At 60.5% G+C, this 26156-nt stretch carries 22 protein-coding genes and 1 riboswitch; of the genes, 12 read left to right on the top strand and 10 right to left on the bottom strand.

Annotated elements, in window-relative coordinates; all coding sequences use genetic code 11:
- Positions 1–104 precede the first annotated feature (104 nt).
- Positions 105–207, top strand: a riboswitch (TPP riboswitch).
- A gap of 133 nt (positions 208–340) precedes the next feature.
- From ACQY1J_RS01210 to ACQY1J_RS01175, 8 genes are read left to right on the top strand one after another with little or no spacing between them, the layout of a single operon-like run.
- On the top strand, positions 341–1105 hold the full coding sequence (locus ACQY1J_RS01210; protein WP_430249787.1) for an ABC transporter permease: 765 nt from the start codon (positions 341–343) through the stop codon (positions 1103–1105).
- Between the two features lie 16 nt (positions 1106–1121).
- Positions 1122–2066, top strand: coding sequence for an ABC transporter substrate-binding protein (locus tag ACQY1J_RS01205; RefSeq protein ID WP_430249786.1), 945 nt, complete (start codon positions 1122–1124; stop codon positions 2064–2066).
- Positions 2066–2806 carry a hydroxyethylthiazole kinase gene (locus ACQY1J_RS01200; RefSeq protein WP_430249785.1) on the top strand — a complete coding sequence of 247 codons (741 nt, stop codon included), beginning with the start codon at positions 2066–2068 and terminating at the stop codon, positions 2804–2806. Before ACQY1J_RS01205 ends, ACQY1J_RS01200 begins: the two co-directional genes overlap by 1 nt.
- Positions 2796–3455, top strand: coding sequence for a thiamine phosphate synthase (gene thiE / locus ACQY1J_RS01195; protein ID WP_325264867.1), 660 nt, complete (start codon positions 2796–2798; stop codon positions 3453–3455). Before ACQY1J_RS01200 ends, thiE begins: the two co-directional genes overlap by 11 nt.
- The gene (gene thiD / locus ACQY1J_RS01190; RefSeq protein ID WP_430249784.1) at positions 3452–4252 is read left to right on the top strand and encodes a bifunctional hydroxymethylpyrimidine kinase/phosphomethylpyrimidine kinase; all 801 of its coding nucleotides are present in this window, start codon (positions 3452–3454) and stop codon (positions 4250–4252) included. The genes thiE and thiD overlap by 4 nt, the downstream gene beginning before the upstream one ends.
- A complete protein-coding gene (locus ACQY1J_RS01185) occupies positions 4249–5043 on the top strand; it encodes an ABC transporter permease subunit (RefSeq protein ID WP_430249783.1) in 795 nt (264 codons plus the stop codon). Before thiD ends, ACQY1J_RS01185 begins: the two co-directional genes overlap by 4 nt.
- Positions 5040–5744: an ABC transporter ATP-binding protein gene (locus tag ACQY1J_RS01180; protein ID WP_092663110.1), complete on the top strand. Its 705-nt coding sequence runs from the start codon at positions 5040–5042 to the stop codon at positions 5742–5744. The genes ACQY1J_RS01185 and ACQY1J_RS01180 overlap by 4 nt, the downstream gene beginning before the upstream one ends.
- Positions 5745–5777: 33 nt before the next feature.
- Entirely contained in the window at positions 5778–6731 is a 954-nt protein-coding gene (locus tag ACQY1J_RS01175; RefSeq protein WP_430249782.1) for an aliphatic sulfonate ABC transporter substrate-binding protein, read from the top strand.
- Between the two features lie 166 nt (positions 6732–6897).
- Here ACQY1J_RS01175 and ACQY1J_RS01170 read toward each other — a convergent pair whose 3' ends face one another.
- The 6 genes from ACQY1J_RS01170 to ACQY1J_RS01145 are packed head-to-tail and all read right to left on the bottom strand — an operon-like array spanning position 6898 to position 14474.
- Positions 6898–8118: a M20 family metallopeptidase gene (locus ACQY1J_RS01170; RefSeq protein WP_430249780.1), complete on the bottom strand. Its 1221-nt coding sequence runs from the start codon at positions 8116–8118 to the stop codon at positions 6898–6900.
- Between the two features lie 22 nt (positions 8119–8140).
- Positions 8141–9784 carry a nickel ABC transporter ATP-binding protein NikE gene (nikE, locus tag ACQY1J_RS01165; RefSeq protein ID WP_062459580.1) on the bottom strand — a complete coding sequence of 548 codons (1644 nt, stop codon included), beginning with the start codon at positions 9782–9784 and terminating at the stop codon, positions 8141–8143.
- Between the two features lie 10 nt (positions 9785–9794).
- The gene (locus ACQY1J_RS01160) at positions 9795–10619 is read right to left on the bottom strand and encodes an ABC transporter permease (RefSeq protein ID WP_062459577.1); all 825 of its coding nucleotides are present in this window, start codon (positions 10617–10619) and stop codon (positions 9795–9797) included.
- Positions 10612–11559 (bottom strand): ABC transporter permease, encoded by a 948-nt coding sequence (locus ACQY1J_RS01155; protein ID WP_430249991.1) that lies wholly within the window; start codon positions 11557–11559, stop codon positions 10612–10614. Before ACQY1J_RS01155 ends, ACQY1J_RS01160 begins: the two co-directional genes overlap by 8 nt.
- Before the next feature lie 58 nt (positions 11560–11617).
- On the bottom strand, positions 11618–13168 hold the full coding sequence (locus tag ACQY1J_RS01150; RefSeq protein ID WP_174197668.1) for an ABC transporter substrate-binding protein: 1551 nt from the start codon (positions 13166–13168) through the stop codon (positions 11618–11620).
- 40 nt (positions 13169–13208) lie between these two features.
- Entirely contained in the window at positions 13209–14474 is a 1266-nt protein-coding gene (locus ACQY1J_RS01145; RefSeq protein WP_430249779.1) for a M20 family metallopeptidase, read from the bottom strand.
- A 162-nt stretch (positions 14475–14636) separates the two neighbouring features.
- On the opposite strand from ACQY1J_RS01145, the gene ACQY1J_RS01140 reads away from it, so the two are divergent.
- Complete coding sequence (locus ACQY1J_RS01140; RefSeq protein ID WP_430249778.1) at positions 14637–15392, top strand: GntR family transcriptional regulator; 756 nt, start codon at positions 14637–14639, stop codon at positions 15390–15392.
- A 153-nt stretch (positions 15393–15545) separates the two neighbouring features.
- On the opposite strand, the gene ACQY1J_RS01135 is transcribed toward ACQY1J_RS01140, so the two are convergent.
- Positions 15546–17363 carry a methyl-accepting chemotaxis protein gene (locus tag ACQY1J_RS01135; protein ID WP_430249777.1) on the bottom strand — a complete coding sequence of 606 codons (1818 nt, stop codon included), beginning with the start codon at positions 17361–17363 and terminating at the stop codon, positions 15546–15548.
- Positions 17364–17785: 422 nt separating this feature from the next.
- On the opposite strand from ACQY1J_RS01135, the gene ACQY1J_RS01130 reads away from it, so the two are divergent.
- Together ACQY1J_RS01130 and ACQY1J_RS01125 are read left to right on the top strand one after the other, a co-directional pair.
- On the top strand, positions 17786–19324 hold the full coding sequence (locus tag ACQY1J_RS01130) for a putative bifunctional diguanylate cyclase/phosphodiesterase (RefSeq protein ID WP_430249776.1): 1539 nt from the start codon (positions 17786–17788) through the stop codon (positions 19322–19324).
- A gap of 13 nt (positions 19325–19337) precedes the next feature.
- Positions 19338–19775, top strand: coding sequence for a BLUF domain-containing protein (locus ACQY1J_RS01125; protein ID WP_062459555.1), 438 nt, complete (start codon positions 19338–19340; stop codon positions 19773–19775).
- Positions 19776–19849: 74 nt separating this feature from the next.
- On the opposite strand, the gene ACQY1J_RS01120 is transcribed toward ACQY1J_RS01125, so the two are convergent.
- From ACQY1J_RS01120 to ACQY1J_RS01110, 3 genes are all read right to left on the bottom strand, one after another.
- Positions 19850–21643 carry a YbhB/YbcL family Raf kinase inhibitor-like protein gene (locus tag ACQY1J_RS01120; RefSeq protein ID WP_430249775.1) on the bottom strand — a complete coding sequence of 598 codons (1794 nt, stop codon included), beginning with the start codon at positions 21641–21643 and terminating at the stop codon, positions 19850–19852.
- 121 nt (positions 21644–21764) lie between these two features.
- Positions 21765–22034: a hypothetical protein gene (locus ACQY1J_RS01115; RefSeq protein WP_430249774.1), complete on the bottom strand. Its 270-nt coding sequence runs from the start codon at positions 22032–22034 to the stop codon at positions 21765–21767.
- A gap of 24 nt (positions 22035–22058) precedes the next feature.
- Positions 22059–22463 (bottom strand): gamma-glutamylcyclotransferase family protein, encoded by a 405-nt coding sequence (locus tag ACQY1J_RS01110; RefSeq protein WP_325264835.1) that lies wholly within the window; start codon positions 22461–22463, stop codon positions 22059–22061.
- Between the two features lie 493 nt (positions 22464–22956).
- Between ACQY1J_RS01110 and ACQY1J_RS01105 the strand changes: the two genes are divergently transcribed.
- Positions 22957–25959, top strand: a complete 3003-nt coding sequence (locus ACQY1J_RS01105) for a DEAD/DEAH box helicase (RefSeq protein WP_430249772.1) — start codon at positions 22957–22959, stop codon at positions 25957–25959.
- The last annotated feature ends 197 nt before the right edge of the window (positions 25960–26156 follow it).

Below are 26156 nucleotides of genomic sequence, written 5' to 3'. Positions count from 1 at the left end.
GAGGCGGATGACATAGAATAAAATTTTTGTCAGCTCGCCGCGCAGGCTCTGCCGGACAGCGATCGCAAGCGATTGACAAAGGCCGTTTCTTTGTCCAACCTTGGCGTCATTCCGAGGGGAGCATCGAACGGTGCTGAGATGGCGGTGAGCCGGACCCTTGAACCTGATCCGGGTCATACCGGCGTAGGAACGGAAACGGCGCAATACCGCACCTCTTTCTTATTCTCCGCTCGCCTGGATCTCCATGATGTCAAGGTCAGGAGATCAGCCATGCTTACGCTCTCGAGAAATCCCCGAATAGGACGAATGCGGTTCGACGGTTTGAACCCGCGTCGCTGACATGCAGTCCCGGTTCGCAGCCCTCGGGCTTTTTCTGCTACTGGTAAGCTGGCAGCTTGCCGTTCAGGTTTTTTCACCGCCGCGCTATCTTTTGCCGTCACCACTCGCGGTGGTGCAGGCATTGGTGGGTCAGAGCGGCTTCCTCGCCCACCACACGCTCGTCACCCTGAGCGAAATCCTTGCAGGTCTCATCGCAGGCAGCATTTTCGGTGCGGCGGTTGCGTTTCTCGTTGTGGCATTCCCGCGGGCCGGCAGGCTTGCCTGGCCGATCATCCTTATCCTGCAGACCTTTCCGGTCTTCGTGCTGGCACCCATCCTGGTGCTCTGGCTCGGTTTCGGCATGGCGTCGAAAGTGATGATGACGACGCTCGTCATCTTCTTCCCGGTCGCCTCCGCCTTTGCAGATGGCCTGAGGCGGACGGAACCAGCGATTCTGGAAGCCGCCGCGCTGACAAGAGCGACGCCCTGGCAGATCCTTGTGAGGCTCAGAACACCGATTGCGCTGCCGGCGCTCGTGTCCGGTCTGCGCGTCGCCGTGCCGCTCGCGCCGCTGGGTGCCGTGATCGGCGAATGGGTCGGGGCTTCAGCCGGGCTCGGCTTCGTCATGGTTCAGGCGAACGCCCGCATGCAGACCGACACCGTTTTCGCAGCCATGACCATCCTGGCCCTGACCAGCGTCGCGCTGCGCCTGGGTTTCGACCGTCTCGTAAAGGGACACCCCCATTGGGCAATCGAGACCGAACCACAGACACAGTTATCATCGTGAGGAGAGACAACCACCCATGAAACGCATGTTTCTGGCCTTTGCCATTGCCATATCCGCCAGCATGAATGCATCCGCAACGCATGCCGCAGAAAAGCTCACCATCATGCTTGAATGGTTTGTGAACCCGGACCATGCGCCGCTCGTGATTGCCGCCGAAAACGGCTATTTCAAAGCCGCCGGCCTCGATGTCGAGCTGGTGCCTCCCGCCGACCCGTCGACGGTGCCTCGCCTCGTTGCCGCCGGCCAGGCCGATATCGGCATCCACTACCAGCCGAACCTGTATCTCGATCGTGCAGCCGGCCTGCCGCTCAAGCGGTTCGGCACGCTCGTCGAAACGCCCTTGAACACGGTAACGGTTCTCGCGGATGGCCCGATCAAGAGCCTCAAGGATCTGCGCGGCAAGAAGGTCGGTTTTTCGGTGACGGGTTTCGAAGATGCGATGTTGAAGCGCATGCTCGAAGGCGAAGGCGTTGCACTTACCGAGGTCCAACTGATCAACGTCAATTTCGCCCTCTCGCCGTCGCTGATCGGCGGCAAGGTCGATGCCACGCTTGGCGGTTTTAGAAACTTCGAAATGACGCAGATGCGGATCGAAGGGCACGAGGGTCGTTCCTTCTTTCCGGAAGAACACGGCGTCCCTGTTTATGACGAGCTGATCTTCGTGACGCGCGACGCGCTTGCGACAGATCCCCGCCTCCCCCGCTTTCTCGAATCCGTCGAGAAGGCTGCGATCTTCCTGACCAATCACCCGGACAATGCCTGGAAGCTGTTCATCAAGGCCTATCCCAACCTCGACGACCAGCTCAATCGGCAGGCGTTCACCGATACGCTGCCACGTTTCGCCAAACGGCCTGCAGCGCTTGATCGCGGCAGATACCAGCGTTTCGGTGAGTTCATGGCAGCGAGCGGCCTCATTCCGCAGGCGCCGCCGGTCGAAGACGTGGCGATCGAAATCCGGTGATGACAATGAACAATTACCCGACGCCGCAACAGGCCGGCGATCTTCTGGCACGTGTGCGGGCCCGGCGCCCACGCGTCCATTGTCTGATGAACACGGTGGTGCAGAAATTCGTCGCCGATGGTCTCACCGCGATCGGCGCCATTCCGTCGATGACCTCCTCCCCGGATGAAATCGTCGGTTTCGTCTCGAAAGCGGATGTCCTCGTCGTCAATCTCGGTACACTGGATGCAGACCGTCGCAAGGTCATCGACCTGGCCGTCGATGTTGCAATTGATCAGGGGAAACCATGGATCCTCGATCCCGTGCATAGCGATTATTCCCCGGTCCGGCTTGAGTTTGCAAAGACATTGATCGCCCGCGGGCCGACGGCCCTTCGCGGCAATAGCGCAGAGATGGCGCTGTTCGGAGACATAGGCGAAAAACTGACAATCGAGACCGGTGCTCACGACCGGCTGACCGATGGCACACGCACCGTCACTGTCCGCAACGGCCATAGATGGATGGCGGATGTCACCGGGACCGGGTGCCTTTCAGGCGGCATCATCGCTGCCTTTCTTGCCATCGAACCGGATGCACTGGCTGCGGCCGCTGCGGCCTTGGCGACGACCGGTGTTGCAGCCGAACAGGCCGCCGAGCACGCGCGCGGCCCCGGCAGTTTCGCCGTTGCTTTCCTGGATGCGCTGTCAGCGCTCACGGCCGAAGAGCTCAGCCTGCACGGAGGGATCGACCATGAGATTTGATTACCGACTGAACCCGATCGTCGATGCTGGTCTCACCGATGTCGGCGACCTTGCGGATCTTGCAGCAAAGGCCGCGAGAAACGGCGCGACGCTGATCCAGTACCGCGACAAGACCGGCTCCACTCGGCAGATGATCGCCATGGCCAGCGGCATCAAGGCCGCCCTCGAAGGCACCGGCGTGCCGCTTGTGATCAACGACCGCGTCGATGTGGCGCTCGCTGCAGGCGCCGACGGCGTGCATCTGGGCGCTGACGACATGGATGCCGCGATCGCACGCCAACTGCTCGGCCCCGACGCCATCATCGGCCTCACCGTCAAAACACGTGCCGATGCGGAACGCGCCGGCCGGGCGCAGGCGAGCTATGCCTGTATCGGCGGGGTATTCGAGACCTTGTCGAAACAGAACCCCGATCCACCGGTCGGCCTCGACGGTTTTCGGGATCTGCGCGAACGGTTGCGAAAACTGAATCCGACCCTCCCGGTCGGCGCGATCGCGGGCATCGGGCTGGAGCAGGTGCGGAGCGTCATCGACGCGGGGGCCGACGGTGTCGCGGTCATTTCGGCAATCTTCCGCGCACCGGACCCTGCAGACGCCTGCCGCAGTTTTCGGCGCCGGGTGGATGATGCTCTGAGCGAGGTGAAACGATGACATCCGTTGCCATGACAATCGCCGGCTCCGACAGTGGCGGAGGTGCCGGCATTCAGGCCGATATCAAGACATTTTCCGCACACGGTGTGTTCGCGACCAGCGTAATCACCGCCGTGACCGCCCAGAACACGCGGGGCGTGAGCGCCGTCGAAGACATCTCGGCGACGATGATCCGAGAGCAGATGCGCGCAGTGCTTGCAGATATCACGGTGCATGCGATCAAGATCGGCATGGTGTCCCGCTGCGAAACAATCCACGCGGTTGCCGGGGGGCTGACACACTATAACGGTCCCGTCGTCCTCGATCCCGTCATGGTCGCCACCTCGGGCGATCGGCTGCTGCGCGAGGATGCGATCTCGGCCCTCATCGCCAGCCTCGTGCCAAGAGCGACGATCGTGACGCCGAACCTGCCGGAAGCAGCACTGCTGACCGGCATGCCTGTTGCGCAAACCCGATCGGATATGGTCCGGCAGGCAGAGATGATCCTGAACGCCGGCGCCCGTGCCGTGCTGATCAAGGGCGGTCACGGGTGCGGCCCCGACAGCATCGATCTCTTGTTCGATACGTCAGGCGTGACGGAGTTTTCTTCTCCCCGTGTCGATACGAAAAACGACCATGGCACCGGCTGCACGCTTGCGGCGGCCATCACCGCCGGCCTCGCCCGCGGCCTGTCGTTGCATCAGACCGTTGGCGCTGCAAAAACATATCTTCAGGACGCTTTGATTGCCGGAAAAGCTCTTTCTATCGGCGGCGGGCATGGCCCGGTCCACCACTTCCACAGGTGGTGGCCGGCATGAGCTTGGGAATCGCGGGGCCTGCGAGGGCCGGACGCATGACGCAATTCGCGTCGCGACTGGCCTCGCCGGTTGCCCTCCTCGTCATCTGGCAGATCGCCAGCATGACGGGACTGCTGTCGCCGCGCATTCTTGCCGGACCGAGCAACATCATCGCAACGGCCGGACGCCTCATCGCGTCCGGCGAACTGATCAGCGGTCTGATCGTATCGTCCCTGCGGGTGCTTGCCGGCTTTTCGATAGCGCTCGTCGCCGGGATTGTTCTGGCGCTGATCTCCGGTCTGTCGCGTCTTGGAGAAACGATCATCGACCCACCGATCCAGATGCTGAAGGCCATGCCGTTCCTGGGTCTTCTGCCGCTGTTCATCCTCTGGTTCGGAATCGGCGAGATGCCGAAGATCGGGCTCGTCGCCTTCGGCGCCATCTTTCCGATCTATCTCACCCTTTATGGCGGCATTCGCGGCATTGACAGGAAGCTGATCGAGGCGGGGCAGATGATGGACCTCGGCACGACAAGCATCATTCGCCATATCGTCATTCCTGGCGCCCTGCCCTCGCTGCTCGTGGGCGTCCGATACGGCCTCAGCGTCGCCTGGCTCAGCCTCGTCGTCGGCGAACAGATCAATGCCTCCAGTGGTATCGGATACACGATTTCCTATGCCCGCGACTTTATGCAGACAGATGTCATCGTCGTCTGCCTTCTAGTCTACGCCATCTTAGGCCTGCTGACCGATGGTCTCGTACGCATGATCGAGGCTTATGCGCTGCGCTGGCGTCCGGTGGTGTTCGGTTGATCCCCCTCGTCGACATCAGGCAACTCACCCGCTCGTTTGGCGGCGCGGCCGTTCTCGACGGCATCGACCTCGCCATGGCGCCCGGCGAATTCGTCGCCCTGCTCGGCCGCAGTGGTTCCGGAAAAACCACGCTGCTGCGCATTCTGGCAGGGCTCGATACCTCTCCAGCCGAAAAGCTTCAGCTGACCACCCGCCGTTCAGTGGTTTTCCAGGAACCGCGCCTGCTGCCGTGGAAAAGCGTCATCGACAACGTCGCGCTCGGTCTGCTCCACCCGGATGCGCGAGCGCTGGCGACCCAGGCACTGGAGGAAGTCGGCCTGTCGCACCGGCTCGATGCCTGGCCGCTGACGCTCTCGGGCGGCGAGGCGCAACGATCGGCGCTTGCGCGGGCGCTGGTCCGCGAACCTCAACTGCTGCTGCTGGACGAACCGTTTGCCTCCCTCGACGCGCTGACCCGGTTGCGAATGCATGAGCTCGTCCTCGCGTTGTGGCGCAAGCATTGCCCGGCCGTGCTGCTCGTCACCCATGATGTCTGGGAAGCCGTCGCCCTTGCCGACCGTATCCTGGTGCTCGACCAGGGACGTTTCGTGCTCGAAATCAAGGTCGATATCGACCGCCCCCGCCGCCGCGACGACCCCAGAACAGGCCGTATCGAAGCGGCGCTTCTGGAGGAGCTCGGCGTCCTTCCCACGCAAGACTGACTTCCGTACCCAAATAGCAGATCGGACTAAGCCATGATCACCAAGCGTATTCTCCTTGCCGCTGTCACCCTCGTCGCTGCCGCAGCCGTGTTCGCCCCCTCTGTGCAGGCAGCCGATCCGGTGGTGCGGATCGGCTGGTTGCGGGGACCCAACGACATCACGCTCGCCAAGTCGCGGGGCACGCTGGAAAAGGCGCTGTCCGAAAAAGGCATCAAGGTCGAGTGGGCGGGTCCCTTCCCGGCGGCGGCACCTGCTTTCGAAGCGCTCAACGCCGGCAGCATCGATATCACCGCCGGCAGTTCGACCTCGGCGATCGCAGCCCTCTCGGCCAGGATCCCGCTGGTGATCTTTGCCTATCAGAAGATGGCGTCAGGCTCTGAGGGTATCGTGGCGACGAAGGGTTCCGGCATCGCCACCATCAGGGACCTCGCGGGCAAGAAGGTGGCCGTGAACCGCGGGGGGACGGGAGAGTATCTGCTGATGCGCGGTCTGGAGACGAACGGCATCGATCCTGCAAGCGTCGAGCGAGTCTACCTAAGTCCCAGCGACAGCGGCCCGAGCTTCGCCCAGGGCCATGTCGACGCCTGGGCGACCTGGGATCCGTTCCTGACCATCGCGGAAAAGGCCTATGACGGCACGGTCATCGCCGATGGCGCCGCCATCAGGTCCGACAACGCTGTCGTTCTTGTCGCGAGCCGCGAATTCGCCAAGGACAAGGCCGATCAGCTGCAGCTCGTCTTCGATGTCATCAAAGCGGAAAACGCCTGGGCAGTTGCCAACAAGCCGGAGGCCGGGGCGATCTGGGCGAAGGAAATGATTGTACCGGCAGAACTCGGGGCGAAGATCGGCGAAAACAATGCGGTGCCGACGACAGCCGTTTCGCAATCGGCCGTAAAGCAGATCAACGCCGTCGCTGAGTGGTACGCCAAAAGCGGAATCATTCCGGCAGTGCCCGACATTGCTGACGGCGTCGTTGAGCTGAAGTAAGTCTCGACGGGCTCGCCCGGCCCCTGCGTCGCTCGGGGTCGATTGCCGGCAAAATCGTTGCTGCCCCGTGCGCGATGAAGCCATGCATCGAAAGTCCGTATCAGATGGGAAGATGGCCTCCCGGGAGAAGGCGATATTGCGATCGTTTCACCCGGGAGACCAGGTTTCAGGCCACTTCGCAGATATCGAGGATGGTCAGCATGTAGACGCGGATCATGTCGAGGAAATCGACGATGTCGACGCGCTCGTCCGGCATGGTGTTGTAGCGACCGCCGGGACCGCAGACGATGCCTTCCATGCCAAGCTCATGGTAGAGATGACCGGCATCTGTGCCGTAGAAACGCGTCGGCGTGATCGCGCCGGTCGGCTGCTGCTCCCCGCGGACAGCCTCATAGGCCGCGTTGATCGATGTGACGATGCGGCTATCCGGCGAAACTTCGAAGGGCGGCATCAGCGGGCGGCCCTCGATCATTTCTGGAACCAGCTTTGCCTTCAGGCCCGGGAAACGGCCTTCGAGTGCATGCAACTCATCGGCCAGATCGGCGAGAACGCCTTCCTGCGTCTGGCCCGGTGCATAACGGCACGACCCTTTGAGGCGAACGAAGTCGGCCACTTGCGGCGGACGCCATTCCTCGAGGTCGCGACCGAGCGCGCCGTGGACGACGCCCACATGGCCGCGGTTGATCGAGCGATGCACATCGCTTCTGGCGCCGCTGAAGGTCATCGCATTGATGCGCGGAATGATATCGCAGGCGGCGGCAATCGCGTCGACGGATTCCTCGCGCTTCGACAGGTGGCGGGTGTCGCCGGTCAGCTCGATGACATAGCTCAGTGCTGCCGCATGCATGGTGACGGCAACGAGATCGCTCGGTTCGCTGTTGATGAAATAGTCGGCCTTCACGCCGCTTTTGATGGCAGCAAGTGTGCCAACGCCGCCCTGCAATTCGCCGACGACGAAGGTCAGGATCACGTCGCCCTTGAGCTTGACGCCCGCCTCGAGCAGCGTCTTTACCGCACAGAAATAGGCGGCATCGCCGGCCTTCATGTTGGAAACGCCGATACCGTAGATGAACTTGTCGTCGATGAGACCGGCATAGGGGTCGACGGTCCAGCCCTCGGTGACCGGATTGGTATCGAGATGGCCGTTGAACAGCAGGCTCTTGCCGCCGCCTTGGCCTTTCAGGCGACCGATCGTGTTGAACCGCCGACCGTCGTCGAAGGGCTGCAGCTCGGCTTCGACGCCGATCTTTGCAAGCTCAGCCGCCATCCAGCGCGCCAGAACCTTCTCGCCTTCGGTTTCCGAATGGCTCTTGTGCTGAACCATCTTCGACAGAAAATCGAGGCAGGCCTTTTCGTCGATCCGATCCACGAGGGACTTCGGGTCCATTGTCATGCTCCTTGATGCGGTATTACTGGTATTGAGCGGCGGCGCGCGGCACCGCCTCGATCAGGCGGCGGGTGTATTCCGCCCGGTCGGGACTATCGATCTCGGACGCCTTTACCACCTCGATCAGGTCGCCGCGATACATGACGGCGATCCGGTGAGCGATCTGGCGGATCAGGTTGAGATCGTGGGTGATGAACAGATATGCGGTACCGCTGGCCTTCTGCAGTTCCAGCAGAAGCTCGACGACCGAAGCCTGCACCGAAACGTCGAGCGCAGACGTGATCTCGTCGCAGATGACCAGCTTCGGTTTGGAGGCAAAGGCACGGGCAATCGCCACGCGCTGTTTCTCGCCGCCCGAGAGCTGATGCGGATAGCGGTTTGCGTGGGTGCGCGGCAAGCGCACTTGCTCCAGCATGTCGCCGACCTGTCGCTCAAGGTCGCTGGCATCGCCGAACAGTTTTAGCGGACGAGAGAGGATCTCGAAAATCTTCTGACGCGGATTGAGCGAGGCATCCGGGTGCTGGAAGATGATCTGCACGTCCTTGCGATAGGCATTGTCCATATCGCCGAGATTGCGGATCTCGCGTCCTTCGAACCGGATCTTGCCCTCAAACCGGTTGAGACCGGTCATCGCCTTGGCGAGCGTCGATTTGCCCGAGCCTGATTCACCGACAATGCCGAGGATTTCTCCAGGACTGATGCTGAGGCTGATCGCATTGTTGCCGGTCACGCGCTCGGTCTTCCGGCCGGTCAGGGCCGAAAGAAACGGCTTGCGACCGAAATGGACGCTGACATTCTCGACCTCAACGAGCGGCTTGTCCGTCGGAGCGACATCATCGTTCACCAGCCGGCGGGAAGGATCGGGCACCGCGTTGATCAGCTCGCGGGTATAGTCCTGTTGCGGATTGGTGAATATCTCGCGGGTGGTGCCCTGCTCGACGATCTCGCCGCGCTTGATGACGGCGACGCGGCCAGCGGTCCGGGCGACCAGCGCAAGGTCGTGGGAGATGTAAAGCGAGGCGACGCCTGTTTCGGCCTGCAGTTCGACGAAGAGATCGAGGATCTGGCGCGAGGTGATCACGTCGAGTGCCGTGGTGGGCTCGTCGAAGATGATGCATTCGGGATTGCAGGCAAACGCCGAGGCGATGACGACACGCTGCTTTTCGCCGCCCGATGCCTCATGTGGCATGCGATGCATCATCTGTGCCGGCGTCTTCAGGCCGACATGCGCAAGCCGCGCCTCTCCTTCCGTCCACGCCTGCTGCCAGGACAGGCCGCGGTGGCGAACGAGGACTTCGGCCAGCTGTTTGCCGAGCGAGAGGGTCGGATTGAGCGATGTGCTCGGATCCTGGAACACCATGCTGATACGGCGTCCGCGAAACGTTTCCATTTCGCGCTCCGCCTTCTCCAGCAGATTGTCGGAGCCGAGCAAGATGCGTCCGCCGGGCTCGCGGGCGTTCTTGGGCAGGTAGCGCATGATCGACCATGCGAGCGACGTCTTGCCCGATCCGGATTCTCCGACGAGGCCAAGGATCTCGCCGCGGTGGATGGCAAGGTCGATGTTCTTCAGCGCGTGAAACGGGCCGTTGGTGGTCTCGTAATCCAGCGAATAGTTCTCGATTGTGAGAACTGGGGTATCGGGCGAAGGGTGTTCGGTAGTGGTCATGATTTTCACCTCAGGCCCGCGGATTGAGGGCATCGCGGAGACCGTCGCCCAGGAGGTTGAAACCGACGGCGACGATCGCGATCGCCACGCTCGGCCAGATCAGGATGCCAGCGGAAAGATGCATGTAGCGGCGCGCTTCCGATACCATAAGTCCCCATTCGGCAGCCGGTGGCTGGGCGCCGAGACCGAGAAAGCTTAAGGTCGCAAACAGCATCACCGCGAAGGACACGCGAATGGTCATCTCGACGATGATCGGTGCAATCACGTTCGGCAGCATTTCGCGGCGGATGATGTAGCCGGCACTTTCGCCCCGTGCGACGGCCGCGTTGACGTAGTCCTGCTTTCGCACCGACAGCGCAACGCTGCGGGTGATGCGGGCCATGCCCGGCGCAAAAGCGATGGCGACGGCGACCAGCGCATTGACGGTGCTGGAGCCGAGAAGGTTGACCACCAGAAGGGCAAACAGCAGGCTCGGTATCGACATGACGGCATCGATGGTGCGCATGATCAACTCGTCCGCACGACCGCCGAGAAAGGCGGAGGCGGTTCCGATCAGCGCCCCGATCAGGGTGCCGACGATGGTGGCGAGAACCGCCATGACGACGGTGGCACGCGCTCCGATCAGAAGCCGGCTGAAAATATCGCGACCATACTGGTCGGTGCCGAGCCAGTAGGTGAGGCTCGGACCTTTATAGCGTGCAAGAGGTGACAGCTTTTCCGGATCGTGCGGCGCGACCAGAGGACCGAAGACGACTACTAGCAGCACGAACACGACGAGGAAAATTCCGATCGCGCCCTGCGGCGTCTTCAACAGACGTTTCGTGAAATCAATCATACTGGATCCTCTTGTCGAGCCAGGCATAGAGGATGTCGGCGATGAAATTGACGATCGAATAGGTGGCAGCCATGATCAGTACGCCGGCCTGGATCGCCGGCAAGTCGCGGGCCTGGATGGCGACGATCAGCTGGCGTCCGATGCCCGGAATGGCAAAGATCTCTTCCACGACGATGACGCCGCCCAGAAGATAACCGACATCGAGCGCGACAATGGTGATGGTGGGAAGAAGCGCGTTGCGCAGCGCATGGCGGCGCAGAACCTGTACACGGGAAATGCCCTTCAGCCGGGCGGCGCGGATATAGTCGGTATGCAGCACGTCCACCAGTTCGGACCGAACCATGCGCGAAACATGGGCAATTAGGATGATCGAGATGACGCAGACGGGCAGGACGAGATGGGCGATCCCGCGGGAAAAGTCCTCGGTCAGCGGCACGTAACCGGTCGGCGGCAGCCACTTCAGCCAGTCGGCGAAGAACAGCACGGCGACAGTTGCCGTCACGAATTCCGGAAGTGCGACGCCCGCATAGGAGATCAGGCTCACCACCATGTCGGCGACCTTGCCGCGGCGGATGGCGGCGATAATGCCGAGCGGGATCGCGAGAACCAGCATCAGGCCGATCGACAGGAAGGCCAGAAGCAGCGAACGACCGAGCGCTTCGAACATGACCGGACCCACCGGTTGGCCGGTGCGCAGAGATGTTCCGAGATCACCCTGAACCACATGCCACAGCCAGGTCAGATACTGCTGCCAGATCGGCGCGTTCAGGCCCATGGTCGCACGCAGCGCGTCGAGCGCTTCCTGGGTCGCGTTTTCGCCCAACATCATGACGGCCGCATCGGCCGGCAGGACCTGGGTTATGGCAAAGACGATCAGCGACACGACGAACAGCGTGTAGACGATCATCACCAGCCGCTTGGCTATGTAATTCGGGGACAGGGTCGTGTTCCTCTGACAAGAGAGCCGGACGCCTGGCGGCGTCCGGCAGGTTTTAAGATCAGCCGCGCTTCGGTGCGTCTGCTGTCAGCGAGACATAGTCGAGACGGAACACGGATGCGCGCGGATGCGCTTCGTAACCTGAAACCCAGCTGCGCTTAGCCGAGAGGACGTCGAAGAAGGACGGAATGATCGAGGGAACTTCCTCGTTCATGATCTCCTGTGCCTTTGTGTAGAGCTCGGTCCGCTTGTCGGTGTCGATCGTTCCGCGCGCTTCGTTGACTAGGGCATCGAAGGCCTTGTTGTTCCAGCGCGTCTCGTTCCAGGAGGCATCCGACGTGTAGAGCAGCTTGAAGATGCCGTCAGGGGTGGGCTGCATGTTGTAGAAGCCGACGTAGAACGAACCCTTTTTCCAGACCTGCTCGAGGTAGGTCGCATGCGGCATCGTCTGCACGTTGATGGTGATGCCGACTTCCTTGGCCATTTCCTTCAGTGCAACGGCAAGCTGCGTGCGGACCGCGGGGCGGTCGGAGGCGACAAGGGTGGCTTCGAAACCGTTCGGGAACCCGGCCTCGGCAAGCAGCTTCTTGGCTTCCTCGATGTTCTGCTCGCGCTGCTTCACGCCCTTGAAGAACTGGTAGGAGCCGTTGAGCGGCGTGTCGTTACCCTGCGTTCCGAAACCTTCGGTGACGAAACCGACCATTGCTTCCCGGTCGACAGTCAGTGCGATGGCGCGGCGAACGCGAGGATCATTGAACGGCGCCGTATCGCAACCGAAATTGATGTTGCAGAACTGGCCGGACGGCGTGCGCAGCACATCGACGCCATCGCTGCCGTCGAGGCGCAGATATTCGGTCGGCTGGATGGTGGAGACGATGTCGACATCGCCAGACATCATCGCGGAACCTTCAGCGGAAATGTCCGGGAAGACCTGCACTTCGACGCGGTCGAGATAGGGACGAGCCGGGTCGTAATATTTCTCGTTGCGCTCGACGACGATCAGGCGATCGGGCTCATAGGAGACCAGCTTGAACGGACCCGTACCGACGGCCTTGGTCGACAGACTCTTGAGGTCGCCGGTGGCGATCGATGCTGGAATGATACGGGCGCTCGTATAGGCCATGGAAACGGGAAGGTCGGCATAGGCGCCGGTCAGCTTGAACATGACGGTTGCGTCGTCGACGGCAACGATATCGGCGATCGGACCGACATTGTTACGGCCGGGAGATGCTGTTGCCGGATCAAGGATTGCCTTGAAGGTTGCGACGACGTCCTTGGCCGTGAAGGGCGAGCCATCGTGGAAAGTGACGCCGGTGCGAAGCTTGAACGTCCACTCGGTCAGCGCCTCGTTCGGTGTCCAGCTTTCGGCCAGATCCGGCTCGACCGACATGTCGACCTTGAGACGGGTGAGGTTGCTGTAGAGCAGCTCGGTCACCAGGTATTCCGGGTTGACGCGGGTCAGAAGCGGGTGGATGACGCTGACGGCCTGGTCGACGGAGATTTTCAGCGTACCGCCCTTGGCCGGTGCTGCGGCCTGGGCAGAGCCCAGCGATGGCGTTGCGAGAATGGCGGCGGTGCCGGCCAGGAAGAAGCGGCGTTTCATTTCCAGCATGTTTATCGTTCCCTTTATGCTTCGATGCTGCTTGGTATGGTTATATGCGACTTTCGGGCATGGCCTCGGCAGCGAAATCCGCCGCGAGATAGGCGAGAATGCTTTTTGCGAGTGCGATGATGTCCTGTCGGGTCGTGTGCTCTTCCGGGCTGTGGATGCAGCTTTCCGGGCGGCCGAGGCCACCGAGCAATACTTCAGGGCCAAAGCCGGCCTTCTGGACATAGCCGAAGTCCGAACAGCTGGCGGCGCCCCATTTCTGAAAATCGTTCGGCTCGTATCCGAAGCCGAGCGAAAGCGCCTGTTGCCAGCGCGGCCAGTGCGGGCCATCGGGATCGTCGGTCGGGATCAGATGACCGACAAGATCGACTTTGAGCCCGAGCTCTGTCCCTTCGATGCAATTTCGGATCGTCGCTTCGATCTCGGCGCGTGCGTCCTCATAGCTTTCTTCCGGGGCATATCGACGGCTGACGAGGATCTTCACCTCGGCCGGAACCTGCCCGCCCGCTGTGCCGCCGTTGACGGCGGATATGGTCAGCTGTGGCCGCAGCGGCCCGGTTGCATGCGGCGGCGGCGCGAGCTTGGATGCGCGTTTGGCCACGTCAGGCTTCAGCGCTGCGAGCGCATTCAGAACCGGCAAGGCGCCCTCGATGGCATTCACACCCGCGCCGGTGCGATTGCCCTCGCCGGCATGGACCGCATGGCCGGTAATCGTGACCTGCAGGTTGAAGATCCCGAAGCAGCCCGCCCAGATGCGTGGTGCGGCCGTTCCGTTGAAATTGAGGATATGCCCCTTGAGCATGCCCTGTTCCGCGAGATAGCGAATGCCGGGATACAGACCGCCTTCTTCATCCGTGCACAGGAGCAGCATCGGATCGTAAGCGAGAGAAACGCCGCATTCGCGTGCCGCCCGAAGCGCCAGAAGCGTCGCAGCGATTGTGCCCTTCATGTCGGCAGCACCAAGCCCGAAAAGGTCATCGCCTTCGACCGTCAGCTTCAGCGGATCGCGGCTCCAGCCCGGAGCAACCGGAACCGTATCGACATGATAGTAGAGACCGCAGACAGGCCTGTCCGTTTCGCGCCTTGCAACGAGATTGATGCGTTCGCCGGACGCCGGTCCGCCCTCGACATGCCAGAGGTCGTGAGGCACCGTCACGCGCTCGAATTCGAAGCCAAGCGGCATCAGCAACTCGGTCATCAGATCGGCAAACGCGCCATAGCCTTCGCCCGGCGGAAAGGTGGTGTCGACCGCAACCATCCGTGCAAGATCCTGCACGGCCATCTCGACATCGCGGTCAATCGCTGCCATGGCAGACGTCAGGGGCTCAGAAGTGGTGCCTGGTTGCTGTAGGCTCATCTCGGTCGTCCTCCGCATTCCGGCAGCCTTCACAACTCGGCCCATTAATATAAACTATATAGTAATACAGCGTAGATCGGCATCACGTGTCAACTCCAAAGAAGAGGCAATTCATTGCCTGATAATTCAGCAAATGCCGCCCGACTGAGCGACCTGTCTCTGCCTCTCTATGAGGTCGTGAAACGACAGATCACCGAGGCGATCATGATCGGCGCCCTGGAACCCGGCTCCGTGCTGCCGAGCGAGATCGCCCTGGCGCAAACCTATGGCGTTGCTGTCGGAACGATTCGACGCGCCCTGATGGATCTCACCAACGAAGGACTTTTGAGCCGACGCCGCAAGACCGGGACCGTCGTGACCGGACGCAAACCGCAGCACGGATTGCGCCTGTTCTTCCAGTATTTTCGTCTTCACGGGCTGGACGGCTCGCTGAGCAAATCCGTTACCAAGGTCACGTCGCTGGAATTGGGTGAGGCTTCGGACGAAACAGCGGCGAAGCTGCAGATTGAAACGGGCCGGCCGATCGTGCATTTCCACCGCGTCCGCTATATCGACGACCGGCCAATCATGCACGAAACATTGACGCTGCCGCGCGAGCGCGTCCCCGGCTTTCCGCAGAAGCAGGAGGACATCCCGCCGCTCTTCTATCTGCATCTCCTGGAAAACTACGGGATCCGGATTTCGGCGATCCGTGAACAGATCGGCGCGGACCTGGCATCGGAGGATGATGCACGCTGGCTGAACCTGACGCTTCCAGCCGCAGTCATGACGATCGACGAAGTGGCCTACGACCAGATGGCCGTGCCGGTGCTCATCTCTGCGCACCGGGCGACGACTGCGGACCACCGCTACGTCAACGAGATACAGTAAGCGCGCGATCAAGCTTCAACACTGAAGCGATGAGCTTCGCTACATTAGCGCAACGTCTAGCAAACCAAAACGAGATGGCGAAACCGCCGCGAGCGTGATCCAGGCTCGCGGCGGTAACAGCTTATTTTCAACGGCTTGGAGCCTATTGTTAACTCAGAATTCTTCCCAGTCCGCAACCGCCAGGGCAGCGGAAGACGAGGCGTTAGCGATCTTGCGCGGCATTGCGACGGCTGCAGGGCGATCCGAAATGGGCTGTGCGACCGGTCTTGAAGCGACGGGGCGATGGGCGATCGGATTGCGCTTCTGCAATGTCTGGGCCGGGGCCCGATCGTTGTCGAAATTGAACTGTTCGAGCAACTGGAACAGCGCGGCCGCTTCCCTTGCCATTTCATGGCTCGCAGCTGTCTGCTGCTCGACCATCGCGGCGTTCTGCTGTGTGCCCTGATCGACCGTGTTGATCGCACGGTTGATTTCGGTCAGCGCGGTGGACTGTTCGCGTGACGTTTCGACGATCGCGGTGATGTCGCCGTTGATACCTTCGACATGGGTCGCGATCTCGCGAAGGGCGGCGCCTGCCTTCGTGACAAGCGAGACGCCGTTTCCGACATGCGTGCTGGAGGCCGTGATGAGTGTCTTGATTTCCTTCGCCGCTGTCGCAGAGCGCTGCGCGAGTTCCCGCACTTCCTGCGCAACGACGGCAAAGCCTTTTCCGGCCTCCCCTGCGCGCGCCGCTTCAACACCGGCGTTCAGCGCCAACAGGTTGGTCTGGAAGGCGATTTCGTCGATCACGCCGATGATGTTCGAGATTGCCTTCGACGACGCTTCGATCTGGTCCATGGCACCAATCGCTTCACGCACCACGTCACCGGAATGGTTGGCATGCTCCTTCGTGCGGGCAACCAGTTGGCCGGCTTCCTCGGCACGTCGGCTGGAATCCTTCACGGTCGTGGTGATCTCTTCCAGAGCAGCTGCGGTCTGCTCGACCGATGCGGCTTGCTGTTCGGTCCGCTTCGCCAGATCGTCCGCCGATGTGCGAACCTCATTGGAACCGGCCGAAATAGCCTTCGCGTTTTCGGCAACCATCACCATGGCCTGCTTCAGCTTCTGCGACGCCGCATTGAAGTCGGTCCGCAAGCGCTCCAGTGATGGAATAAACGGCTTTGCAATTTGCTGCGAAAGGTCACCGTCGGCGAAACGCGTCAGGCCTTCTGCGAGGCGCTCGACGTTCTCGACCCGGCCGGTAACATCGGTGGCAAACTTGGCGACCTTGATGACCTTGCCACTGGGATCGAAAACGGGGTTGTAGGAAGCCTGGATGTAAACGCTACGGCCGTCCTTGCTGATGCGGCGGAACTCGTCGGCAACATATTCGCCGCCGCGCAGGCGCTCCCATAACTGCGTGTATTGCGGGGATGCCGCTTCGGTCGGGTCCATAAAGATCCGGTGATGCTTACCCACGATCTCGTTCAAGGAATATCCGAGCGCCGACAGGAAGTTGTCGTTGGCGGTGAGGATTTCACCCTGGGGCGTGAATTCGATGGTTGCCTGCGCGCGGGAAACAGCTGAAAGTTTGGCCGCGCTGTCGAGCCCATTCATCTTTGTTTCGCTGATGTCGTTAGCAAACTTGATGATCTTCAAGACCTTGCCGCTGGCATTCTTCACCGGATTATAATTGCCGCGGATCCAGATTTCCTGGCCGTTTTTCGCAATGCGCTTGAATTCGCTGCACTCGAACGTGCCGCCCTTAAGCTTGCTCCAGAAGGCTTTGTATTCCGGCGTTGCAGCGTAATCTCCGTCGACAAAGATCCGGTGATGCTGACCGATAATCTCCTGCTCGCTATATCCCATCAGATCGCAGAAGTTTGTATTGGCTCGCAATATGCGTCCTTCGGTATCGAACTCGATGATCGCGAAGGACAGGTCTAAGGCTGAAAGGATTTGATTAGAGTTTGCGCCGAAAAAATCGAACATTACGAAGCCTTGCAATACAGGTGATTGGTCAACCTTCATCGCAAACAATTGTTAAATTAGTAATTAAGACTTGGCAAAAAACAAGAATAAGCCTTTGTAAAAATACATTTAAGCGTTGATCAATAATATATTCCTATTACCTAATTTAGATTGGGTAGTCTCACGTTCAGGTTGCCGGAAGTAGAGGCGAGCATCCTGCGCGGCGTGCCCTTCCTGCCGCCATCAGTCCATCTTTAGCAATCGATAACCCTCTCTCGACAAACAGTCACGTTCCGGGGCTTGGCATCCATTGCCTGGAAACGTTTGCGGTTTACCTCTCGGTCAACTCCGAACGGTAACCGACCATGAACGCTGTGACGTCTATCCTCCACACATTGGAACCTCATCCGTTTCAGCTTCTCAACACCGAGAAAATACTAGAGATGTTGCCGCGCCCGGTCTTGGTTGTCGGATCCGATGGTCTCGTCGTCTACGCCAACAAGGCGAGCGAAGTCTCATTCGGCGCATTTCCCGGGGGCGCCGTCCACGCGCTTTTTACGGGCTTGGGCACAGACCTGCCCGACACCAGCTGCGCCCCGGTTTCAGTCACGTCCATCCATAGCGGTGAGAGCTTCGATGCCGCGTTCGTCTCTTTCGACGACGGGCAGTATCTCGTTGACCTGCGACCTGCATCGCAGAACCAGGGCATCGCCATCAAGACCGATGTCGACGAACTGACGGGCCTTGCCAAGCGGAACGCCTTGCTGTCGCACCTGTCGTCCGCTTTGAGCAACGGTTTTAAATCTTCATCGATCGCCGTCCACTGCCTCGATCTTGACCGCTTCAAGAAGGTCAACGACACGCTGGGACATGCAACAGGCGACCTTCTTTTGAAAAAGGTGGCCGACCGCCTCAAGGCCGCGTGCCGCAAAAGCGATGTCGTTGCGCGTCTTGGCGGGGACGAGTTCGTGATCCTCCAGCAAGATGTCGATGATCTTGCTGCGGCCGAAAAACTCGCTTCGCGGATCGTGGACCTTGTCGGCCGCACCTATGTTCTGAACGGTCACACAATCAATATCGGCGCAAGCGTCGGGGTCGCCTTTGGCGCTGATGCGCTCCAGCCAGACGACCTGCTCCGCAACGGTGATCTTGCTCTCTATGAGGCAAAGAAGGCCGGGCGCGGACGTTACCGCATGTTCGAAAGTGGGATGGACGCTCTACTCCTCGGACGTCGGGAAATGGAGATCGATCTCCGCCGCGCGCTGGCCCTGAAGCAGTTCAAGCTGAACTATCAGCCGTTCCTCGATGTCTCGACCAAACGCGTGGATGGCTTTGAGGCCCTGCTCCGCTGGGAACATCCCGTCAAAGGCAACATCCCGCCTCTTTCCTTTATCTCGCTTGCGGAGGAAAACGGCCTGATCGTCAAGATCGGCGAATGGGTGTTGCGCACGGCCTGCCTGGAGGCCATGTCCTGGCCGAATGATATGATTGTCGCCGTCAACGTCTCGCCGCTTCAGTTCAAGGCGGACACACTGCTGGAAACGGTCGCATCGGCGCTAAGGCACTCGGGATTGCCAGCCCATCGCCTGGAAATCGAAATTACCGAGGGCGCCCTGCTCGATGACACGGATAACGTCATCCAGACGCTGAATGCCATGCGCGCGCTTGGCGTCAGAATCTCCATGGACGATTTCGGCACTGGCTATTCGTCCTTGAGCTACCTGCAGAAGTTTCCGTTCAACAAACTGAAGATCGATCGCTCGTTTGTTGCCTGTGACGACGCAGACAGCGAGGCGATCCTGCGATCAATCGCAAGTCTCGGGACGAGCCTCGGGTTGTCGATCACGGCTGAAGGCGTCGAGACGGCGGAACAGTTGGCGCGCATTCGTGGCGAACGCTGCACCCATGTGCAGGGCTATCTGACGGGACGGCCCATGGGCACGGATCAGATTCCGGCGTTCCTGGCACAACACATTTTATAAAGGGGAACTGGTAATGGATAACAGCTTGTATCGCCTGGTCTACTACAGCCGCAACCAGATCGGCGACGATGGCGCGGCGTTTAGCTCAAACGTCGACGAGATCCTGGCGAAAAGCCGGGTGAACAATCTGCGTGACGAGATCACCGGGGCGCTTCTGTTCAACGCGGGCTGCTTCGCCCAGGTTCTGGAAGGTCCGCTCGAGCGGGTGGAAGCCGCATTCGAGCGCATCCAGCAGGACGAACGCCATGGCGAAGTTTCGCTGCTGGCCGTGGACCCGATCAGCCATCGGTATTTCCCGAACTGGGCAATGGGTTTTATCGGGACATCCGAAGCCCACGCAAAGCGCTTCGCCGACGTCGGCTCGTCAAGCGGTTTCGATCCGTCGCGGCTGAGCGGCGAGCAGATCCACACCCTGTTGCGAGACCTCGCAATCGAAGAAGAGGCGGCCTGATACCAGTACGGCCTCCTCTTCCAAGACAATCGCTTCCTGCTGAGCGTTGCAGTGGGGCGTGATCGGACGAAGCCTTACTTCTTCGGAGGATCGACCTTCTGCTGGTAGCGACCCACGATCTCACCCTTGCCGATCACATGACCGGCCACTGCGGCGAGAAGAGCATCCCGGTCGGATGTCGGGGGAAGATCCAGCATCTTGTCGAGCGCAAGCACCTGGAAGTGATAGTGATGCGCCGGGTCGCCGGCCGGCGGCTTCGGTCCGAAATAGCCGTGACTGCCGGATGTGTTGCGGCCCTGAAGGACGCCTTCCGGTTCAACGAGTCGGAGCTGTTCCTGCAACCCTTCCGGCAGCGACGTCACCGTTGCCGGGATATTCCACGCCAGCCAGTGAACAAACGGCTTGGTCGGTGAGGAGCCTGGATCCTCCACGATGATCGCGTAGGAGGCAGCCTTCGGGACGGTCTTCCAGCTGATCGCCGGTGAGACACTCTCGGCATATTCGCTATGACGCTGCGGCATGAGTTCGTCGTTGTCAAAAGACGAGGACGAGACGGATACGCTGCCTTCCGTCTTGGTCTCCGGGCGATCCATGGCAAGTGGCACATCGATACCTTTGGCGGCCTGCGCCTTCATAGGTTCAGCGGGCGCAGCGGGCTGCGCTTGTGCCTTTTGCGCGTCGCCGGTGTAAGCCACCCTGTAGATGACACCGTTTGCATCGTCGGCCATCAGCAAGGCGCCATCCTTGGCGACGGCCAGTCCGACCGGTCGTGCGAAATGCGTCTTGCCACCATCGCTGAGGAAGCCGGTGACGAAAGGTTCGAAGGATTTCGGCTTGCCATTTTCGAAGTGAATGCGAACAATCTCGTATCCGGATGCCGGGTTACGGTTCCAGGATCCGCGCATGGTGGCAAACGCATCGCCCGAGAACTCGGCCGGAAACGACGTTCCGCTGTAGAACTTCATCTGCATGGGGGCTGCGTGTGCCGTGTAGCCGAGTTTCATCGGATCGCTCTGCGCCTTCCACTCCTCCTTGGTCACGCCGCCGACCGGTGTCGACTGCGGATAGATGTCGCCTGCTCCGTAAACATGCGGCCAGCCATATTGCTTTCCCTGTTCGATGAGGTTGAGTTCTTCTGCCTGCACCTCATCACCGAGGAGATCGATGCCATGGTCGAGCCCCCAAAGTTCACCGGTCTCGCGGTTCCAGTCGTAGCCGATCGTGTTGCGAAGGCCGGACGCGAAGATGGTTCGGCTCTTGCCATCAGGGGTCGCCCGGAGCACCGTTGCGTTTTCGGCATTGCTCTCATTGCAGGCGTTGCAGGTGGAGCCGACGCTGATGTAGAGCATGCCATCAGGACCGAACTCCATGACGCGGTTGGGATGCTGTCCGGAATCCGGCAGATCGCCAATGATCATTTCAAGTGGCCCGAGCGTGCCGTCGTCCTTGATGTCCGCGACGAACACCTCTTTGACCGTGACGAGATACAGCCTGTTATCCTTGATTGCCAGACCGTGGGCCTGCGCACGCGCTGCCACTTTCACCGGAGCGCCGTCGGCCTTGCCGTCGCCGTTCTCGTCCTTCAGCAGCAGCACGTCGCCTTCCTCGCGGCGGCTGACATAGATATAGCCCTTATCCGACACGGCGATGATGCGGCTGTTTCCGAGACCCTGGGCGAAAGGCTCAACGGTGAAACCTTCCGGTGCCTTCAAGGTGGCGATCCGCTCCGCGGTTGCCGGAATCTTGTTTGGCTTGAACACGTTGGTCGTGATCTGGACTTCGGTTCCATCGCCCTGCTGTGCATAGGCTGCGCTGCTCAAGAATACCGCGGTCGCGACTGACGCGACGCCAAGAAGTCCAAATTTCATCACTGTATCTCTCTCGTTGACTCGCCCCGTAACCAGCAACCGGAGCCATAGTTCCTCCACCGAGACGCGAAGCGAGAGCACAGCCGTGGTTTGAGACGTCAAATCGAACGAGTGCGCGGTGTCATCCTTTCTGTGGCTTTGGCAAAGGGTTGCCAAACAGATCCACCGGATCGGGAACCGCCGACGCGATCGCCTTCTGGTCGTCGGATAGTCTGCCACCAAATGAGCGTGAACTGTTCGGCCTTCCGGCCCACAGCACCATTTCGATCTTTTCTCCGGCCTTGATATCTCTGTGAGCGATGAAATAGCCGCGGTGGTCCGGTGCGCGCTCGTGGCCGGCTTTTTCATTTTCGAATAGGCTGACATCGCCGGGCTTTGCCTCGTAGCGCATCGTGACGTCCCTCTTGTCTTGTCGTTACCGGTCCCATGGCGGGATAAATCTGCGGTCGTTATAGGCGGACAGGAAACCGGAATGGATGGGGTCGAGCCAGTTCTCGTCTTTCAGAAAGACAAGGGCATCATGAACGAGACCGCCACCCGATGCCTGAACCTTGAGCATTGCCCGGAAACTTCCCTCTTCACCAACGTCTTCCAGTTTATCCAGAACCGGCAGATCGTCTTCAGGGACTTCAAACAACTCCCCTGTCACCTGCAAACCGGTTCCCGGTTGTTCGAGCATCATCGGCCCATAGAATGGTGCTGCTATCAACAGTGGGTAGGGCTCGACCGTCACTACATCCCCGATATATTCCGAATTCCCAAGCCCCTTATCATGAAGCGCAAAGCCTCTTTTCAGGGTGCCGTAAATGAACACTTTCACATGGTTCTCCTATCCGTGAGGTCGAATAACCCGCTCGTCATCGACCTGTTCCGTGCACGGCAACGCGGCATCCGGTCGCTGATGTCTCACCGTCATGGCGGCCTGACCGCGTGAAGAGAAAACGCAAAGTTCGAAGGGAACAGGGCGCGACAAACTAAGTTCTTGCAGCCTGATAAAATTGCTGAAGCGAGAATGGCAGGTTCATGTGAGTATCGTTGAGTCCCGAAATGAAAACGCCCCCTCTCCCCTCCCCGCATCCGAACAGACCCCGCATCTGAAACTGCCGCCGGGTTTGGTGGCAACCCGGCTTGAGGCATCGCTCCGGAGCTCCGGTCGTTCGCTCTGCTACGTGGCATTGAGCGAAAATGCTGCGCAAAAAATAGCGGATGCCATGGCAGCGCTCTTTCCCTCGGTCCAATTCATTGTTCTGCCGCCTTGGGACTGCCTTCCCTATGATCGGGCGCCGCCCTCGCGGCACTGCATGGGTCGACGCATGGACGCATTGCGGATATGGGCCAGGCCCAGCGACACGCCGCGACTGCTGCTGACATCGATCGACGCGACGCTGCAGCGCATTCCGCCGGCGGGGGTCATCGCCGATGGCCAGATCGAACTGGTGGTCGGCGAGCCATTCGATCGCGAGGCATTCCTGAATTTCGTCAGACGATCAGGCTATGTGGAAGAGGGCGTTGCCGACGATCCCGGCGAACTGGCGGTGCGCGACGGGATGATCGACATCTATCCCGCCGGCGCCCCGGGCCCAATGCGCATCGTCCTGTCGGAAGACGATCACGTGACCGAATTGCGTGGGTTTGACCGCGTCTCGCAGCGAACCGAGAGCTACCTTGAACGGTTGAGCTTCGGTCCGGCATCCGAAGCCATACTCGCAGACCTCATTCCGGAAGCCCCTGCTCCAAAATCTGAGACGATGGAGCGCCAGCTTTCCCGCCTTTACCCGGACATGGTGACGGTTTTCGATATCCTCGGCAATGCCGCTTTGACTGCGGCTCCGGGCGCAGCAGACCGGGTCGCACGGAATCTGGAAATCATCGACGACGCCCGCCAGTCCCGCACGGATTTCGGTGAGACCGGAACATCCTCTCCTTGCTCGTTCTATCTTGACAGAGAGGAGTGGGAAGAGCGCTTCACCGGCGTGCAGACCAGCGCACTGGATCTCGAACAAGGGGGTGACCTGCCTTCCGGGGCGTCGGATGCGGACCCGCGCAAGGCACTGGTCAAGTTTGCACAGGAACGCCTGGGCGATGGAATGAAGGTTGTAATTTCCGGGCATGGCAAGGCATCAGAGGCGCTTTGCCGCCGTGTCGCGAAAGCAACTGGCGTATCGCCTCGGTCCGTCGACAGCTGGACGCAGGTGATGGACGCCAAATCCGGCGCGCTTTTGAAGCTCGCCTGCGCCCTCGATCACGGGTTCCTCGACGTCGCGCAAAATGTTGCTGTGATCGCCGCGGGCGATGAACACCGACATGTTTCAAGTGCAACTTCCTTTCTTGCCGAACCAGAGCTTCGGATCGGCGACGTCGTCGTCCACGAAGATCACGGCATTGGAATTTTGAAAGATCTGGAAAGCATCGCCGTTGCAGGCGTCGCGCGTGACGCTGCCCGTCTGGAATATCGCGAAGGTGCTTCCGTGCTTGTTCCGATGGAAGAATTCGGAAAGCTGTGGCGCTACGGTTCCGAACCCGAGGCGGTCTCGCTCGATCGTCTTCACACCGACGCCTGGCAAAAGAAGCACGAGAAGATCGTCGCGGACATCAAATCGACGGCGCGTCATTTTTCGACCATCGCAAAGCACAGGCAGGCCTCGCCGGCCGAGACGTTCATTCCCCCCCGCGCCGAATTTTCAGCCTTCATCCGACGGTTCCCTTTCGCCGAGACACCAGATCAGGCCGAAGCCATCAAGGCCACGCTTTCCGATCTCGCGTCCGGGCATGCCATGAACCGCCTTGTCTGCGGCGATGTCGGCTTCGGCAAGACAGAGATCGCACTGCGCGCCGCAGCAGCGGTAGCACTTGCGGGCGGCCAGGTGGTCGTCATCGCCCCAACGACTGTTCTCACACGTCAGCATTTCGCCACCTTCAAGCGACGCTTCGAAGGAACAGGCATCTCTGTCGGAATGTTGTCACGGCTCGTCAAGCCAAGCGAGGCGAAGCAGGTCAAGGCGGCGTTGGCCGAGGGTGAAATCGACGTTATCGTCGCGACCCATGCGATCCTTGCAAAAGACGTGCGCTTTGCGCATCTCGGGCTTTTGATCGTGGATGAGGAACATCGGTTCGGGCTCAAGGATAAACGGGCCATGAGCGCGCTCGCGCCGACCCTCCACACGCTCGCCATGTCGGCAACACCTATCCCACGCACCTTGCAGTCGGCAATGGTCGGAGTTCAGGAGGTCAGCCTCCTGACGACTCCGCCCGCCCGGCGCCGACCCGTTCGCACATCGCTTGCAGCATTCGACAACGCATCGATGCGCACCGGATTGATGCGCGAATACCGCCGGGGCGGACAAAGCTTCGTCGTGGTGCCGCGCATCGAGGATATCGAAGCCGTCGAGGCGATCCTGCGCAAGATTGTTCCCGAGCTCTTGGTTAAGGTCGCGCATGGCAAGATGCCGGCGGCGACGATCGACGAAGCGATCGTCGGTTTCGCGGACGGCGATGGCGATGTCCTTCTCGCCACCAACATTATTGAAAACGGCCTCGATGTGCCACGCGCCAATACGATGTTCATCTGGAATGCGGAGCGGTTCGGTTTGGCCCAGCTTCACCAGTTGCGTGGACGGGTCGGCCGTGGAGGCGCGCAGGGCATGACCACGCTTCTGACGGAAGAAGGTGCAGAACTGCCCGAGGAAACGCGCTTGCGGCTTTTGACACTCGTAGAGAACGACCGCCTGGGCGCCGGGCTTGCGATCAGTCTGCGCGATCTCGATCTGCGCGGCGGGGGCGACATCGCCGGCGAGGATCAGGCTGGGCATATGAAGGTCATCGGCATTGGCCTTTACCAGAAGCTCCTCGCGCGTGCAGTCGCGAAACTGGGAAAACGACTTTCGGCCACCAGAAAGCGCGCAATCCTGCATCTCGACGTCGCGGGCACGATACCGGCGGATTACGTGCCGGATCCGGCTGTCAGGCTCAATCTCTATGCCAGACTTCTGCGGGCATCCTCACAGCGCGACGTGAATGATCTGGAAGAAGAGTTCGAGGATCGCTTCGGCGAATTGCCGCAGGAGACGCTGCTGCTGTTGCGCACAACCAGGCTGCAGCTTGCAGCAGGCCATCTCGGTATCGCCAAACTCGAAGCCGGACCGAAGGCGATTGCGATGACCATTGCCAAGATGCCGGCAAGGGTGATTTCGGCCCTGACGAAGAAGATTGCGGCAATCCGGCGGGAAGACCGGCTGATATTTGAGACGGTCGCCCAGACCTGCGACGAGCAGCTGAAGTTCTTCGAGCGACTCATTCTGGCGGCGCGAAGGCCTTGAGGCTTTACGGTTTGACTTGATCGACGATAGCGCGGGCCCGTACTGTGGGCCCGCGAATTTTTGTCAGAACCCCGCGTCGGAGGCTGACGATCTGTCAGTCTCGCGGAGCGCCTCCTGTCCCCGCATATCGCGCCTCTGATACCTCAACGTGCTCGTCACGTTTGTTGTCCGCATACGCCGTGCTTTCACCGGTGTTG

The sequence above is a fragment of the Neorhizobium sp. DAR64860/K0K1 genome (assembly GCF_050500205.1).
GTDB lineage: Bacteria > Pseudomonadota > Alphaproteobacteria > Rhizobiales > Rhizobiaceae > Neorhizobium > Neorhizobium soli.
The sequence above is the reverse complement of the archived record's forward strand: the minus strand, read 5'-3'. Positions and strand labels throughout refer to the sequence as shown.

Coding starts and splice junctions, on each gene's coding strand:
- ACQY1J_RS01135 (WP_430249777.1), bottom strand. CDS start 17,363: ATGTTCGATTTTTTCGGCGCAAACTCTAATCAAATCCTTTCAGCCTTA.
- ACQY1J_RS01120 (WP_430249775.1), bottom strand. CDS start 21,643: ATGAAATTTGGACTTCTTGGCGTCGCGTCAGTCGCGACCGCGGTATTC.
- ACQY1J_RS01205 (WP_430249786.1), top strand. CDS start 1,122: ATGAAACGCATGTTTCTGGCCTTTGCCATTGCCATATCCGCCAGCATG.
- nikE (WP_062459580.1), bottom strand. CDS start 9,784: ATGACCACTACCGAACACCCTTCGCCCGATACCCCAGTTCTCACAATC.
- ACQY1J_RS01150 (WP_174197668.1), bottom strand. CDS start 13,168: ATGCTGGAAATGAAACGCCGCTTCTTCCTGGCCGGCACCGCCGCCATT.
- ACQY1J_RS01185 (WP_430249783.1), top strand. CDS start 4,249: ATGAGCTTGGGAATCGCGGGGCCTGCGAGGGCCGGACGCATGACGCAA.
- ACQY1J_RS01145 (WP_430249779.1), bottom strand. CDS start 14,474: ATGGCAGCGATTGACCGCGATGTCGAGATGGCCGTGCAGGATCTTGCA.
- ACQY1J_RS01130 (WP_430249776.1), top strand. CDS start 17,786: ATGTTGCCGCGCCCGGTCTTGGTTGTCGGATCCGATGGTCTCGTCGTC.
- ACQY1J_RS01105 (WP_430249772.1), top strand. CDS start 22,957: ATGGACGCATTGCGGATATGGGCCAGGCCCAGCGACACGCCGCGACTG.
- ACQY1J_RS01125 (WP_062459555.1), top strand. CDS start 19,338: ATGGATAACAGCTTGTATCGCCTGGTCTACTACAGCCGCAACCAGATC.
- ACQY1J_RS01200 (WP_430249785.1), top strand. CDS start 2,066: ATGACAATGAACAATTACCCGACGCCGCAACAGGCCGGCGATCTTCTG.
- ACQY1J_RS01175 (WP_430249782.1), top strand. CDS start 5,778: ATGATCACCAAGCGTATTCTCCTTGCCGCTGTCACCCTCGTCGCTGCC.
- ACQY1J_RS01115 (WP_430249774.1), bottom strand. CDS start 22,034: ATGCGCTACGAGGCAAAGCCCGGCGATGTCAGCCTATTCGAAAATGAA.
- ACQY1J_RS01210 (WP_430249787.1), top strand. CDS start 341: ATGCAGTCCCGGTTCGCAGCCCTCGGGCTTTTTCTGCTACTGGTAAGC.
- ACQY1J_RS01170 (WP_430249780.1), bottom strand. CDS start 8,118: ATGGACCCGAAGTCCCTCGTGGATCGGATCGACGAAAAGGCCTGCCTC.
- ACQY1J_RS01160 (WP_062459577.1), bottom strand. CDS start 10,619: ATGATTGATTTCACGAAACGTCTGTTGAAGACGCCGCAGGGCGCGATC.
- thiD (WP_430249784.1), top strand. CDS start 3,452: ATGACATCCGTTGCCATGACAATCGCCGGCTCCGACAGTGGCGGAGGT.
- thiE (WP_325264867.1), top strand. CDS start 2,796: ATGAGATTTGATTACCGACTGAACCCGATCGTCGATGCTGGTCTCACC.